Here is a 14,679-nt window from a genome sequence, read left to right on the forward strand (position 1 = left end):
AACATAAGTTGTACGCCAAAATCGCCTGAGGACTCGCGAGCGTCACTATCCGGCACCGGGCGTCCTTTACTGAAGGCCGCAGCCTGGGAGTCAAGGCAATATAGGGTAAAGCGCCGGATTAGCCACCGCTCCGAGGAGGTGGTTCTGTGGTGCAGGGCACCTAATGCTGGAAAGAGGCCCGATATTGGGCCAGAAATTGGGTACTTCGCCGTCCTGCGGGGTGCGCTGATGATCTCAAAGCGCTCCGAACGAGACTTTCGGAATTCCCGGTAGCGGCCATTCAAATCAAATCGACTACTTGAGCCTGCGTCGGACGCTTCAAAGCCGTCTGGCCGGTCAAGTCTCCGACTGGACGCACCCCTTTTTTCTCTTGGGCTAAAGAGCGGCCGACGATTAGTCGGGTTTCATTCGACTGGTTGCTCGCTCGTCTTCCTGCCAGATTGTCAATCGGCAGTTCCGTCGAAGCACTATGCTTGTCATCTAGTGAGGTGCGAGGCTAAGGCTCGCGAACGGCTACCAGATAGGTGCGTAAATGCCGATTGATCCCACGCGCCCGATGTCGTTCTTGTCGACTGTTCGGCGCGAGGCTTCTGGGTACGGGCAGCCCGTCGTCGCGCGTACTTGCAATGGATTACTCTTCAAGGAGGCAGCGTCATGGGCGAGATTGCGATTCAGGAATTTCGCGGAAGGCTGATCGGTCCTTCAGACAAGGACTACGACGACGCGCGAGCGCTGTACAACGGCATGATCGATAAGCGGCCCAAGGTGATCGCTCGCTGTACCGACGCCGCCGATGTCATAGCGGCGGTCAACTACGCGCGCGATAACAAGCTGCTTCTCGCTATCCGCGGAGGGGGACACAACGGCCCCGGTTTGGGCAGTTGCGACGGTGGGCTGGTCATCGACCTGTCGCAGATGCGCAGCGTGCGCGTCGACCCAGCGGGCCGCACCGTGCGTGTCGAGCCAGGCTGCACTGCTGCGGATCTCGATCACGCGACCCACGCATTTGGCCTCGCCGTACCCCTCGGCATCGTCGGCAGCACGGGCGTCGCAGGTCTGACCTTGGGCGGAGGAACCGGCTATCTCACACGCAAGCACGGCCTTACGGTCGACAATTTGCTCGAGGTGGATGTAGTGCTGGCCGACGGCTCTTTCGTCACCGCTAGCAAGGACAAGCACGTTGACCTCTTCTGGGCGGTGCGCGGTGGCGGCGGTAACTTCGGCGTGGTCACGAGCTTTCTATTTCAGGCCCACCAAGCCAAAATGGTGTTCGCCGGTCCGATCTTCTGGGACGCCAAGGACGCCAAGAAAATTATGGCGACGTACCGCGACTTCATCCCAAACGCCCCCGAAGAGCTTGGCCTGTTTGTCGGCCTCAAAACCGTGCCTCCAACCGATCCTTTCCCAAAGGAGCACTGGAACAAACGCGCCTGTGCTCTGATCGGTGCTTTCAACGGGCCGATCGCAGAGGGTCAGAAGCTCATGGCCTCGCTGCTCGAGAAGCTGCCCGCCCCGCTGTTCAACTGGATGGGCGAGATGCCGTGGACCGCCATCAACAGTCTGTTCGACCCGTTCTTCCCTAAAGGCTTGCAGTGGTACTGGAAGGGCGACTTTGTCAAGGCGCTGCCTGACGAGGCGATCGACGTGCACATCGCCAACGCGCTGAAGGCACCGACCCCCTTCTGCCTGATGCACCTTTACCCCATAGACGGCGCCGTTCGGCGGGTCGCCAAGGATGCCACGCCGTGGAGCGCGCGGGACGCGTCTTTTTCGATGGTAATTGCCGCGGTCAGCCCCGATCCCAAGGACGCCGAGGCGCTTAAGACCTGGGGCCGTGACTACTGGGGGGCCATCCACCCGTTCAATCTGGAAGGCGCCTACGTCAACTTCATGGACGCCGACGAGGCCGAGAACCGCGTCGAACTAAGCTACGGTGACAACTACAAGCGCCTTGCCTCGATCAAGGCGAAGTACGATCCCAACAACCTGTTTCGAGTCAACCAGAACATTAAACCGAAAGCGTGAATCTACGCGCGCGGCCTCGCGCGCCCGCGCCGCGTGGTGGTGTTCAGCGCGAACGCGCTGCCGACATTGCCTTCGTCGTTGCTTGCTAACTTGCTTGTGTCGCGCGCAGCTTGAAGAGCGTCCACGTCGCGCTGAACCTAATCAGCGCGACGCGTGAATCAAATCAGGTCTATCCGAACTCCGCGGGGTTCACGTTCACCGCACCGAGGTCCAAGACCTCTCAGGTACGTACAAGCTACGCGAAACAGTTCGCGAAAGTCCGCTTCGGAGCGATCCTAAGCTGGTACCTCGACGTCCGGTCGTGGCCGGTCTCGGTCGGATGCCCGCCGCAAAGCCGCGGCTGTCTCTGACCGACCCGTCTCGGTCATTCACCAGCCATGGCTAGGATGACCGGTATGAGGCCATTGCAGACATCAATGGAACTCGACTGCGGCCCAAAGTCCGCACGGAACCTGTCCCACAGAGATAGCCGCAGCACAATTTGGCTACGCCAGGCAGATTCTTGTGTTGTGCTGATTTTTGAGCGGGCTGTCTGTAGTGCAAAGGGTGGCTCGCGCTGGCTTCATAGCGCTAAACCTCTGGCATCGGGAACAAAGGCTGGCGGCCCGCCTACACCAAGACAAGGCCGCCAGGTCACCAAGATTCACGGTCGAGACGCCTACCCGAGACCGTGCGCTTACCAGGCTTTCCGGTGAAAAGACTGCGCTCAGATACTACGGTGCCAGCCATTGGGCTCGCATCGAAGGATTCACACGAAAAGTCAGACGAGTTCTAGTAGGACAGTCACAACTCCCGTTGGTGGCAGGCCTTGTGCGTTGCGCTGCACGTCTATGAGCTTCCTACCCTCCCCACAAGAGTCTTGGGTTTAATTCCTACGTTTCGTCGGATGAGATGATCAGAAGGCGAGCCTATCCTCAAGCGCACAACACCATGAGGAGGCAAGCCATGAATCGTCGTCTGTTCATTTCCGCTGCAGCATTGGGCTCGTTGGCAACTGCGGCCCGAGGACAAGGCAGTCTCGGCACGTCTTCATACGAAGCAAGCGGAGCAGCCGCTACCCGAGTTGAGACGGCTGCAAGCGCGATTCGAAATGCGGACTCGGTGCAGTCAGCACTCGCAGCGTGGGGGAAGATCGCTGGCGAAGTCCTGCCTTTCGTCCATCTGACCGCGCTCGTAGCCAAAGTGCCCGCAGCCGGTAAGGGCAAGGCCGGTACTGGAGGCGATGTCCGAAGGATCTTTTCCACGGTACCCAAGGCGTACCCTGTGGGCGGCTGGAAGCACCTCAGTGGCAGTGAATGGGCCAGCCATGTGCTGCAACAACAGAAAGTGTTGATTGCGTCCGGCGATGCTGCATTGGCGCGCTACTTCCCTGATCATGCGCTGCTCCGTTCGTTGGGAACACGCACCCTCATCAACCTGCCGGTAGTCGTGTGTAGCCAAACCATGGGGGCATTTGCTTTCCTATGCGGGCAAGAAGAGGTCGACGCCGAGGCGGTCGCTGCAGTGCAAAAACTGATGCCTTCGGCTGCTGCGGTGTTCATCATGGCGGGGGACGCGGCAGCATGAGTCCGGAAGCGGCCATTGAGCTCCAGCGTGGCAGCGGCGAAGGCCAAGACATCGTTATTGAATGCAGTGGAGCACCAAAGAAAGGGGCAGCCATGGCATTTGCCGCATGTGCTCTCTTGATTTGGAGCACCCTTGCAGTATCCGTCGTGAGTATTTCGGAGCTTTCTCCCTTACTCACGACGGGAGTCGGCCTGGCGGGTGGCGGGCTGGTCGGATTGCCCTGGGTGGCCTGGGGGAAGCTGAAGCTGCGGCCTGTGCTGGTCGGAACCCTGGCAATGCTGGGATATCACGCACTATATTTCCTGAGCTTAAAAACCGCTGACCCGGTCGCAGCAAATCTCCTCCACTATCTCTGGCCGATATTCATCATTCTGTTGTCGCCGCTAATGTTGCGTGGACAAAGATTGATGCGAAAACATTTGTGGGCCGGAGCGCTCGGGTTCATCGGCGCTGCCGCTTGCCTGGGGCCCGTGACATCGATCAGCAGCTCGGCATGGGTCGGATTCGGCCTGGCGCTCTTGTCGGCCGCCATCTGGGCATATTACTCCGTGTGGTCGCGGCGCTATCCAGAGGTTCCTACCGCGACCGTGTCGCTCTATTGCTTGCTGGCCGGTATGGCTTCGCTCGCAACTTTCGCTGTGATTCAGTTTGATCCGTCGAAGGCTTCGCTTGGCGTGGCGGATATGGTGCAGTTGCTTAGTCTGGAGCAGTGGATGACGCTTGCATACCTCGCACTGGGACCGCTGGGGGGCGCATTCTATCTGTGGGACCATGCGATGAAGAAGGGAAATCCCCACGAGATCGCTGTCCTGGCCTACGCGGTACCCGTGGCGTCCACGTTGTTTGTCAGCTTGTTCCTTGGGCGTGGCTTGAATGCCGCCACGATCGCCGGTGCTGTGCTCGTGACATTGGCGGTGGCTGTGGGCAATCGCGTCAGGCAAGGGAACGGGACAAACTGATATTCACTCATCTAGGAAGTGCATCGAATGGACAAGGAATCGAAGGCCAGTACCGAAGCAGGCTCCATCGAAATCGGAGAGGAGATCGTTGCCGGATTCGCCAAATACAAGCTTCCCGGCATCACCGCAGCATCCGGTCGGGATCGTGGGGAAGGGCCCTACGGCAGATTGGTCCTGCGGGGTGCGACGCTGGTTGACGGTACCGGAGCGCCGCCGTGGGGGCTGGTCGACATCGTCGTGGAGGGAAACCGCATTGCCGATATTGTCAGCGTAGGCTGTCCCGGTTTGGCGATCCGGCCGGAACGCCGTCCTCCTCCAGGAGATGCGGATATTGATTGCGAGGGGAAATTTGTCACCCCCGGCTTCGTGGATAGCCACGTACACGTCGGCGCGCCTTTTCACGCAGCCAGTGGAGAGATGCCGGCGGCAGACTATGTCTATAAGCTCTGGCTCGCGCATGGCGTGACGACTGTCCGTGAAGCGGGTTGCTTCAACGGACTGGCATGGACGCTGCAACAGAAGCGGGCGTCCGCCTCGCATACGATTGCGGCACCGAACCTCTACGCGTATGCGTACTTCCCGGCAATCAATGACTATCTGAAGACGATTCATACGCCTGCGGCAGCGCGAGAATGGATTCGGCAGTTGGCCGAGAAAGGCGCTGACGGCGTCAAGTTCTTCGGTGCGCCGCCTGCGGTGATGGAAGCCGCCCTGGACGAGGCGAAACGGGTGGACCTGCGGACCTGCTGCCATCACGCGACGCTAGCCGTCAGTCGAATGAATGCGTTGACGACAGCGAAATGGGGCCTCACCAGTACGGAGCATTTTTATGGCCTTGCGGAGGCCTTGTTCGATGACCGGACGATTCAGTCCTTTCCCACCGGCTATCATTACAACGACGAATATCTGAGGTTCTCCACCTCCGGTACTACGTTCTTGCAGGCAGCACAGCCGGGCAGCGCCAAGTGGAACGAGGTGCTGGACGCCTTCCTGGAAGCGGGACATACCTTTGTGCCGACTCTGAACGTCTACGACGCCAACCGGGACCTGATGCGCACGCGGCGCGCTGACTGGCATGAGCGCTATACCGACCCGAATCTGATGCGGTACTTCGAGCCACATCGCGGCGGGCATGGCTCCTACTGGTACCGGTGGAGCACGCAGAACGAAGTTGAATGGCGCGAGACGTTCCGCATCTGGATGCAATTTCTGCGGGACTACAAGAATCTTGGGGGACGCGTCTGTGCTGGCAGCGATTCTGGCTTCATGTACCAGGTCTATGGCTTTGGCTTCGTGCGCGAACTCGAGCTCTTGCAGGAAGCGGGATTCACGTCGCTCGAGGTGTTGCGCGCCGCGACAAGTCACGGTGCGGCCGTCCTGGGTATCGAGGAGGAAACTGGCTCAGTGGAAGTCGGCAAGCGGGCGGATCTGCTGATTCACGATAGCAATCCACTGGATGACTTCAAGCTGTTGTATGGTACTGGCGCCCTGCGGCTTGACGAGGCCACACAGCGTGGCGTGTGGCAGCGATGCTTGCGCTACACGATCAAGGACGGCATCGTTCTCGACACAAAGGCATTGCTTGAGGATGTCGAGGCCATGGTCTCGCAGGCAAAGGCTGATCGCCCGGAGCAGTGATGCAGGTTCCTGCCCACTTCTTCGTTTTGTCGGGATTCCTGGGTAGCGGCAAGACGACGCTTCTTTCTGATCTGCTGTCTGATGCGGACGACGGACGGGTCGCGGTCATCGTCAACGATGTAGGCCAAGTCAACATCGATGGCGCTTTGATCGCTGTCCAGAGTGGGGTACCGATGGCGACCCTTAGCAATGGATGCGTCTGCTGCACCCTGACAAACGACCTGCCTTACACAATCGAGGCCTTGATAATGGAGCGCGAGCGCAACGGCGGCGCGCCATTTACCAAGGTCATTCTTGAGTGTAGCGGGCTGTCTGAGCCGGGTGGTGTGCTCAGGAGCCTGAGCCCGCTTGCAGCCCTGGGCATGCGAGTGCGGGTCATCACCACCTATGCCAGCGATCAGATCGTCGGGAGCGACGACTTCGCCCTGGCCGCCGCGCAGTTGTGTGCGGCACATACCATCGTCTTGACCCGCATGGACCTCGCGTCGGCGGAGCAGGTATCGGAAGCCTTGACGTTTGTGCAGGAAATGGGGCCAATGGCCACCCAAATCGTCGAGCGCGATCGTCGCGAGCGGGCCAGAGTCAGTTTTGCCACAGATAACACCGGCGTCCCTGCTCCTGGTCGTCCTGAACGTCTTCTGGATCTGAAGGGGGCCGGTCATCCGCGCGTTAGCGTATTCGCGATCCAATGGGACGCGAAGCTTGAATGGACGACCTTTGCCGCGTGGCTGGAAAACCTGGCAGGGTATCTCGACACAAGACTCCTGCGGGTCAAAGGGCTTGTGTTGTTGGACGGCTGTGACGAATCCATACTCATTCAAGGCGTGGGCCAGCACTTTGATACGCCTCGCCGCATCCCGGGGCATGAGAGCGTGTCGAGCCTTGTGGTCATCTCGCGCGACACGATCCTTGCAGAAATCGAAGGTATGGCGCCCCATCTGCCGGGCGCCAGATATTCCATGCTCCGGTCTCCTGGAGCTGGCGGCTCGTTTCGCCTCGCCCGACCTGATTAGCCCATCGGGAAGCTGCACAGCCGTCTCGTTGTCCGGTCTCAAGCATTCGTTCTGCACTTCCTTGTACTTGCGCCGCTGACGCGGCGCTGCCGCGAAGTTCAAAATCGGCACTCGTGCCCGGCATGCGCGCACGCGTCGACCCTCAGCAGACCTAGCCCAATGTTGACGTCCCCGGGGCGAAATCGAGGACGAGACGGGGATATTGGCGGAGAAGATGCTCCCTTCGTTCCCGCCGTCTGTCCTCCTATACCAGATCCCGCCGGTGTCTTCCTGGCGATACAATTGAAGCCCTTCGTACCGGCAAGGTGCAAAGTCTTGGCCGCGAGGCATTCGCGCAGGTGCGACGCTCCGAGGTTAGTGCTTCGACTGAGGCTTTAAGGCCTTCGGCAGTCCTCGTACTCAAGCGCAACAAAGCAACATGGGTTTTGCGTGCTTAGCCAGCACGCATCTGGCGTGTACCAAACAGAGCAAAAAAAATGCCGGACGATAATGGTCCGGCAATGCTTGAGCGCTTGCTATTTCTGTTCGCTAGCGTCCCGACAGACTCTCAACCGGTTCCCACTTTCCACCGACTACCTTGTAGATAGTGATCCCACCCTCCTTAAGATCCCCCCGGGCATCATAGGCGATTAGCTTCGATGTCACTCCGGCCATGGAAGTGGCAGCCAGGGCGGGTAAGTACTTCTCTGGCTCAAAGGAGTTTGCTTGCACCATCGCTTTCATCATTGCCATGGCGCCGTCATACGCATACGGAGAATACGTTTGGACGGCACCGCCAAAGCGCTTCTCATAGCGTTGCTTGTAGCTCGGTCCGCCGGGCATTTGTTCGAGCGGTAGACCCGCGAGCGAACAGAGTGCCCCTTCGGCTGCTGAGCCGGCCAACTTGATGAAGTTATCGGTCTTCGACATTTCGCCGGACACCAGAACGGACTTCATACCGAGCTCACGCAACTGCTTTGCCATTGGGGCGGACTGGGCTTCCGCGCCACCATAGAAAATCAGCTCTGGAGAGTGACCTTTCAGGGTGGTGAGTACGGCTTTGAAGTCGACAGCTTTGTCATTGGTGTACTCGCGGCGCACGATGGTCGCGCCGGCAGCCTTTGCCGCTTTCTCAAACTCGTCGGCGAGGCCCTGACCATACGCTGTGCGGTCATCCACAATGGCGATGCGTTTCAGTCCAAGCTTGGTGACAACATAGTGTCCGACGATGCTGCCTTGCTGCGTGTCGGACGTCATCATGCGGAATGTCGTCTTGAAGCCTTGCCGTGTGTACTCTGGAGCGGTCGCCATGGCAATCTGCGGAATGCCCGCTCGGCTATATACAGCCGACGCAGGGATGCTGGTGCCGGAGTTGAAATGGCCCAACATTCCTTTGATGCCGCCATCCACCAACTTTTGCGCCACAACGGATCCCGCCTTGGGGTCTGCCTGGTCGTCCTCAGGGACCAGAGAAAAGCGTACCTCGCGGCCGCCAATTCGCGGTCGAGTCGCGTTGAAATCCTCGACGGCGAGTGTGACGCCGTTCTGCATGTCCTTGCCATACTGCGCTTGGTTGCCGGTCATGGGCGCAGCGAATCCCAGCTTGACGTCCTGAACCTGCGCGATGGCGACCGAACTGCCGACAACCGCGGCCGCCGCGAAGGCGGCCGAGTACAAACGATACTTCGTCATGTTGTAGATTTCCATGGATTATTTTTGAGCCCGCATGGCTTGGCGGTCCCGGAAGCCCAGGGTAACGCCGAGAAAGCTGATGGCTGCCGCGATAATGACGTACAGTGCAGGTGCCATGGCGCTGCCAGTCGTGGCAATCAGCCAGGTCAAGATCAGCGATGCGAAGCCGCCGAAGGTCATGACTGCGACGTTGTACGCAACGGAAAGTCCCGTCGACAGAATCCTGGTCGGGAAGATCTCAGAGAAGGCTGCCAGAATCGGTCCGGTATAGCCTGCGATGAGGATGCCGAATGCGGACTGGAACACGATCAGGCTCGTTTGCGTCGGCGACGAAACCACAAGCGCAAACATCGGGTAGGCCAGCAGAAGGATGCCGCCGGAGCTGAACGCCAGGATCTTGCGGCGGCCGACGCGGTCGGACCAGGCACCGACGAACGGGGAGAGTACCGTGATGATGGAGCCACCAATGACACCAGCAATGAACGACATGGATTGCGGCATCTTGAGCGTCTTCACTGCGTAAGTCGGCATGTAGAACAACAGGACATAGATACATACAGTCCACAGAATGACCATCGAGAACGTGGTCAGCGTCTCACGCGGGAAGTTCGTCAGGACTTCCGAGAATGGCTTCTTGACCTTCTCCTTGGTTGCCAGGAATGCAGGCGTTTCGTCCACTTTGCTCCGGATATAGAAGCCAATCGGCCCAATCAGGATGCCGAGCAGGAATGGGATGCGCCAGCCCCAAGCCTTCACTTCTTCGGGTGTTAGCCATAGGGTGAGCACCGTGCCAGCCGCCGCACCGAGTACGACAGCAAAGCCGATACTGCTTTGGATCCAGCTCGCGTAATAGCCTTTCTTGTCTGCAGGCGCGTGCTCAGTCAAGAAGGCGGTCGCACTTCCCATCTCGCCGCCGGCCGAGAAGCCTTGCATCAGGCGCGCAAAGATGATCAGAATCGGTGCCGCGATGCCAATCTGCTCGTAAGTTGGCGCGATGCCAATAAGCGCCGTGCCTCCCGCCATCAATAGAATGGTCAAGGACAAGGCTGCCTTTCGGCCAACGCGATCCGAATACATGCCAATGAGGATGCCGCCGATGGGCCGGACGACGAATCCGACTCCGAAGGTAGCCACCGACAGCAGAAGTGAAGTGAGCTCGTTACCCGTGGGAAAGAATAGCTGGCCAATTGTGATGGCAAAGAAGCCATACACCATGAAATCGAACCACTCGAACCCGTTTCCAAGAATCGTGGCGATGATTGCTCGCCGCCTCCGCTTTGTCTCGTCATGCGAAGCGGTCAGTGTTGCCGCGATCTCCATTTCCGTCCTCCTTTGTATGGCCGGTGTGATTGTCTGCGGATCGATGCTTGTCCCGATCCGCTGTTCTTCGCTCATCGCATTGAGCTAGAACTCATTCAATCGCACTCGCACTACCTTTCCTATCTACCTTCTGCAGGAAGTCCGTGGCCCACTCTCCGTTGGCTCGTAGGAATGCCCTTATCCAGTGCATAACGTGATGACAATGCTGTGCTGGATGCCTTGTCGTTCGTAAGACGGTGGTGAGGCTTGTTCACAAAGGGATCCAGAGGTATGACCTAGGTCGGGTAAAAATCAAGCGAGAGAACTCGTAAAGGCGCATGAGGCACCAAATGTTGTGTCATGGCCTTTCGCGTCAGGGGGCCGCGTTGGTGCGAGGTAGCCAAAGTAGAATTTTTGGTCTTCTTTCTTCTATGCAAAGTAGGTAGTCCGCCTATGGTTCGCGATCCTAATATCCCAATGCCCGATGTTTCGCATGGGCACGGCGGTCGGAACCGGCCATGGGAATACACAGCAGACGACAGGACAGAAAATGGTAGTGGAGAGCAAACACAAGGAACTTGCAGAAGCGCGAAACCGTCACGTACCGCGTGGCGTGGTGACGGCGCATCCGATCTTTGTCGAACGTGCAGAAGGTTCGCATGTGTGGGATGCCGACGGCCGTCGGTATCTTGACTTTGTGGGCGGCATCGGCGTCCTGAACGTTGGCCATAACCATCCTCGAATCGTTGCTGCAGTCAAGCGACAGCTTGACCGTGTCAGTCACGCTGCCTTCCAGGTGGCTGCCTACGACGTCTATGTGGAACTGGCAGCCCGTCTGAATCTCCTGGTTGGTGGCGACGAGGCGTATAAGACCATTTTCCTGACGACGGGCGCCGAGGCGGTTGAGAACGCCATCAAGATTGCGCGCGCCTATCGTAACGCCCCCGGCGTCATTGCATTCCGCGGTGGGTTTCACGGCAGAACGCTGATGGGCATGACGCTGACCGGCATGAGCGCGCCGTACAAGCAGAATTTCGGGCCGTTCGCCGGCGACGTGTATCACACGCCGTATCCCGATCCTTATCGGGGTTTCTCGTCCGAGGATGCCCTGCAAGCATTGGAAGACCTCTTCGCGACGCAGATTGTACCGGAGCGCGTCGCGGCAATCATCATCGAGCTCGTCCAGGGCGACGGAGGCTTTCTCGCCGCTGGTCCGGAGTTCCTGCATAAGCTGCGCGAGCTGGCTACCCGGCACGGGATTGTCCTCATTGCCGACGAAATCCAGACTGGCTTCGGCCGGACCGGTGAACTGTTTGCATTCCAGCAAGCTGGTATCAAGCCGGACCTGGTGACGGTGGCGAAGAGCTTGGCTGGCGGCCTGCCCTTGTCCGGTGTGGTTGGCCGGGCCGAGATCATGGACGCGCCCGAGCCGGGTGGGCTTGGCGGCACTTACGCGGGCAATCCGCTAGCCTGTGCTGCCGCGCTGGCGGTGCTGGACCTCTTCCAGAACGAGGGGTTGCTGGAGCAAGCTAACCAACTGGCCGCCGTGCTGCGTGATGGACTCGAGGCGCTGGCTGAGCGCTTCGCTGAGATTGGTACTATTCGAGGTGTCGGCGCGATGCTGGCACTCGAGTTCGTCAAGGACCGGGATTCGAAGCAGCCGGACGCCGGATTTGCGCAGCGCGTCATCGATGCATGCCGCGATGGTGGATTGCTTGTCATCAAGTGTGGTGTGCACCGCAACATTGTGCGCCTGCTTGCTCCGCTGACGACTTCCAAGAACGAAGCGCATGAAGCGCTGGCGATCCTGGCCAAGGCAATCGAGAAGGCGCGCGCAGCGTATTGACTGAGGTTATAGCCCCGCCCACAGCGAAGGACAAAATGGACAGCGATATCGCAGCAAGGTTTGCAGGCAAGACGGTGTTGACGCTCGATATTTATGGCACGCTGATCGACTGGGAGCGGGGCATCTCCGAAGCCTTGGGAGGCATTCTCCGTGACCATGGCCATGTGCTGAGCGAGGATGAAATCCTTGAGCGCTACGCATGGCATGAAGCCGCGCTGGAGGCTGGTCCCTATATGACCTATCGGGAGATCCTTGAGGAGACGCTGAGGCGGATCGCGGCCGATCTTGGCTTTTCCCCAGAAGAGGCCGAACTCGAGTCGTTCTCGCACTCGGCGGGGGACTGGCCAGCTTTCCCAGACTCGCATGATGCCCTCGTTGCATTGCAAAAGCGCTTTCAGCTCGCCGTCATCACCAATGGTGACGACGAGTCCTTCGCGCTATCGAAGAAGCGGCTGGGAGTCGAGTTCGATTACGTGATTACCGCTGAACAGGCGCGAAGCTACAAGCCTTCGCTTAACAACTTTCACGTTGCGCTTGGCCGCGTACGCGTGCCACGCGCACAGATTCTGCACGTTGCCCAGAGCTTCTTCCATGACCACGTCCCCGCGCAGGCGCTCGGCTTGCAGACCGTCTGGATCGACCGCCGCAAAGGCAAGCCGGGCTTTGGGGCGGTCCCCAAGGCGAATGCCGTGCCGGACGCCGCCTTCGAGGACATGCGTTCATTTGCCGACGCGATACTGAAGGGCTAGTACAGCGTCGCATGTCGGGCGGCATGCCCGAAGCGACTCCCTCAAGTCTGGAATGGATGTCGAACGGAGGACTATGGACATCTCTACCGCGTTGGAATCGACTGTTCTACGTGGTGCCAGGGTGGTGGCCGGGCACTCAGGATTGAGTAGCGAAATCCGGTGGGTGCACGTCATCGACCATCCGGATATTGTGGATTGGGTCGAGCGTGGTCATCTGCTGCTTTCGACCGGCTACAACTGGCCGCGAGACGACCAGAAGGCCAGCCAGCTCATCCGGGACCTGAGCGAACGCGGGCTGGCAGGGGTCGTGCTCGCAGTCCCCAACTTCCTGGAACATTTTCCGCAATCCTCGGTGCTGGCCGCAAACGATCTCGGCCTGCCTTTGCTCGAGATCGACTGGTCCGTTCCGTTCAGTACAATCACCGAGGAAATTCATTCGAGCATCATTCGCCGTCAAGGCGAGTTGATCGAGCGATCCGATGAAATCCATCGCGCGCTCACTACAGCGGCGGTGATGGCGAACACGCTCGGCGACCTGGCGCTTGCGCTTGGTAACCTACTCGGCCGGGCCGTCAACTTTGTCGATCCCGATGGACTGCTGCTCGGCACGAGCGAGGGCGGAGAAGACGGCAAAGTTCTTGGCGACAAGGAACGTGAGTACCTGCGGCTGCTGAATAACCGCATCCTCCTCCGCCATATCCAGGACAGCGTCGCCCCTGTGCTGGTGGAGGCGCAACCGGACGTCGGCGTGCCTCGCCGGCTGGGCTGCCCGATCCGCATCCGCGGCGAAATCGCGGCATTCATCTTCGTCGACGAGGGCCGCAGCCCGCTGGGTGAGCTGGACATCCGCGCGACGGAACACGCTTCAATCATTGGCGCGCTGCACCTGGCGCATTTGCGGGCGCTGCATCTGCAAGAGGAGCGTCTCGGCTATGCGTTGGTCGGTTCCCTGCTGGAAGGGAAGTTTGAAGAAACCCCGTCGGCTTTGGAACGCGCCCGCCTGAGCGGTTGGGATCCGGTGGCAAACTATCGTGTTTGCCTGGCGTTGCTCGATGAGCCATTGCCGCTATCACGGGAGGGGTTCCTGCGACGCGAGCGTTGGGTGGACCGGCTGAGAAAGTACCTGGAAGGTATCGGACAACCGCCTCTCATCCTGGCGTCCCTTAACCAGATCACCTTTCTCCTTGCCTGCGATGCGGAACCCGAGCCGCTCTGGCGGGTCTTGGGCAGCCGCGGTACGGCGTTGGCAGTCAGCCGCTTACACAGCGGCATCGCCGGCATGGCGCAAGGCGGCAGCGATGTCCAATCGTTGCTGCCGCTGCTAAAGCCAGGAAAGGTGCATCACTTCCAGGAGGTGATGTTCCCTCGGGCATTGATGGGCGACGCGGATGCCCGGCAGCTATTCATCCAGAGCAAGCTGGGCCCGCTGCTGTCCGATCGCAAGGGTGAGGCGCTCCTGGAGACGCTGGAAGCGCTCTGCGCAGAGGGATTCCAGTTGGCGAACACGGCCAGGCGTCTCGGCGTCCATATCAGTACGCTGCGATATCGTCTGGAACGCATTGAATCGATGCTGGGGACTGCCTTGGAGGATCAGGCGAACCGCTTCGAACTGCAGGTCGCGGTCGCCCTGCACAAACTGACGGCAGAGGAATGATGCCGGTGGTCGCCCCCGAATTTCATTGGCGATTGATGGAGTGGAAGTAAGTATGAGTCCCTACGAAGCATTCTCAAGCATTGATCTGCGCGCTGGCACCGTGGTCAAGGCAGAGCTGAACGACAAGGCTCGCAACCCGGCCTTCTATGAGGGCAAGGATGTCAACCCCCTTCAGTATTGGAGTTCAGGTAGGCATGTCGGGTCGATACGTCTTTTCCTTGCAAGCCATTATTACTTTCCTTCGCGAACTGACGCGGCG

Annotated in this window: 10 protein-coding genes and 1 pseudogene; 9 read left to right on the forward strand and 2 right to left on the reverse strand. The window is 59.4% G+C overall.

Features of this window, described 5'->3' with window-relative positions:
• Positions 1 to 654: 654 nt before the first annotated feature.
• The 5 genes from DN412_RS34880 to DN412_RS34900 all read left to right on the forward strand — a co-directional run bounded on the left by DN412_RS34880 (position 655) and on the right by DN412_RS34900 (position 7,201).
• A complete protein-coding gene (locus DN412_RS34880) occupies positions 655 to 2,025 on the forward strand; it encodes an FAD-binding oxidoreductase (protein ID WP_115215738.1) in 1,371 nt (456 codons plus the stop codon).
• Between the two features lie 945 nt (positions 2,026 to 2,970).
• Entirely contained in the window at positions 2,971 to 3,591 is a 621-nt protein-coding gene (locus DN412_RS43170; protein WP_133303123.1) for a hypothetical protein, read from the forward strand.
• Positions 3,588 to 4,550: a DMT family transporter gene (locus DN412_RS34890; RefSeq protein WP_161564092.1), complete on the forward strand. Its 963-nt coding sequence runs from the start codon at positions 3,588 to 3,590 to the stop codon at positions 4,548 to 4,550. The genes DN412_RS43170 and DN412_RS34890 overlap by 4 nt, the downstream gene beginning before the upstream one ends.
• Positions 4,551 to 4,577: 27 nt before the next feature.
• A complete protein-coding gene (locus DN412_RS34895) occupies positions 4,578 to 6,188 on the forward strand; it encodes an amidohydrolase family protein (protein WP_115215741.1) in 1,611 nt (536 codons plus the stop codon).
• On the forward strand, positions 6,188 to 7,201 hold the full coding sequence (locus tag DN412_RS34900; protein WP_115215742.1) for a CobW family GTP-binding protein: 1,014 nt from the start codon (positions 6,188 to 6,190) through the stop codon (positions 7,199 to 7,201). The genes DN412_RS34895 and DN412_RS34900 overlap by 1 nt, the downstream gene beginning before the upstream one ends.
• A 528-nt stretch (positions 7,202 to 7,729) precedes the next feature.
• Here DN412_RS34900 and DN412_RS34905 read toward each other — a convergent pair.
• Together DN412_RS34905 and DN412_RS34910 are read right to left on the reverse strand one after the other, a co-directional pair.
• Entirely contained in the window at positions 7,730 to 8,872 is a 1,143-nt protein-coding gene (locus tag DN412_RS34905; protein ID WP_115215745.1) for a branched-chain amino acid ABC transporter substrate-binding protein, read from the reverse strand.
• Positions 8,873 to 8,890: 18 nt separating this feature from the next.
• Positions 8,891 to 10,192, reverse strand: a complete 1,302-nt coding sequence (locus tag DN412_RS34910; protein ID WP_115215746.1) for an MFS transporter — start codon at positions 10,190 to 10,192, stop codon at positions 8,891 to 8,893.
• 529 nt (positions 10,193 to 10,721) lie between these two features.
• Here DN412_RS34910 and gabT point away from each other — a divergent pair.
• From gabT to DN412_RS44195, 4 genes and pseudogenes are all read left to right on the forward strand, one after another.
• Positions 10,722 to 12,017 (forward strand): 4-aminobutyrate--2-oxoglutarate transaminase, encoded by a 1,296-nt coding sequence (gene gabT, locus DN412_RS34915; protein WP_115215743.1) that lies wholly within the window; start codon positions 10,722 to 10,724, stop codon positions 12,015 to 12,017.
• Between the two features lie 35 nt (positions 12,018 to 12,052).
• Entirely contained in the window at positions 12,053 to 12,766 is a 714-nt protein-coding gene (locus DN412_RS34920) for a haloacid dehalogenase type II (RefSeq protein ID WP_115215747.1), read from the forward strand.
• A gap of 73 nt (positions 12,767 to 12,839) precedes the next feature.
• Positions 12,840 to 14,420: a PucR family transcriptional regulator gene (locus DN412_RS34925; RefSeq protein WP_115215748.1), complete on the forward strand. Its 1,581-nt coding sequence runs from the start codon at positions 12,840 to 12,842 to the stop codon at positions 14,418 to 14,420.
• Between the two features lie 52 nt (positions 14,421 to 14,472).
• Positions 14,473 to 14,679, forward strand: a pseudogene (locus tag DN412_RS44195) (hypothetical protein); the annotation flags it as partial.

It is taken from the genome of Cupriavidus lacunae (assembly GCF_003353055.1).
GTDB classification, from domain to species: Bacteria; Pseudomonadota; Gammaproteobacteria; order Burkholderiales; family Burkholderiaceae; genus Cupriavidus; species Cupriavidus lacunae.

What these genes read in the sequence shown, in the direction of transcription:
- DN412_RS34880 (WP_115215738.1), top strand. Translation starts at nt 655, where the DNA reads ATGGGCGAGATTGCGATTCAGGAATTTCGCGGAAGGCTGATCGGTCCT.
- DN412_RS34920 (WP_115215747.1), top strand. Translation starts at nt 12,053, where the DNA reads ATGGACAGCGATATCGCAGCAAGGTTTGCAGGCAAGACGGTGTTGACG.
- DN412_RS34925 (WP_115215748.1), top strand. Translation starts at nt 12,840, where the DNA reads ATGGACATCTCTACCGCGTTGGAATCGACTGTTCTACGTGGTGCCAGG.
- DN412_RS34910 (WP_115215746.1), bottom strand. Translation starts at nt 10,192, where the DNA reads ATGGAGATCGCGGCAACACTGACCGCTTCGCATGACGAGACAAAGCGG.
- gabT (WP_115215743.1), top strand. Translation starts at nt 10,722, where the DNA reads ATGGTAGTGGAGAGCAAACACAAGGAACTTGCAGAAGCGCGAAACCGT.
- DN412_RS34905 (WP_115215745.1), bottom strand. Translation starts at nt 8,872, where the DNA reads ATGACGAAGTATCGTTTGTACTCGGCCGCCTTCGCGGCGGCCGCGGTT.
- DN412_RS34890 (WP_161564092.1), top strand. Translation starts at nt 3,588, where the DNA reads ATGAGTCCGGAAGCGGCCATTGAGCTCCAGCGTGGCAGCGGCGAAGGC.
- DN412_RS43170 (WP_133303123.1), top strand. Translation starts at nt 2,971, where the DNA reads ATGAATCGTCGTCTGTTCATTTCCGCTGCAGCATTGGGCTCGTTGGCA.
- DN412_RS34900 (WP_115215742.1), top strand. Translation starts at nt 6,188, where the DNA reads ATGCAGGTTCCTGCCCACTTCTTCGTTTTGTCGGGATTCCTGGGTAGC.
- DN412_RS34895 (WP_115215741.1), top strand. Translation starts at nt 4,578, where the DNA reads ATGGACAAGGAATCGAAGGCCAGTACCGAAGCAGGCTCCATCGAAATC.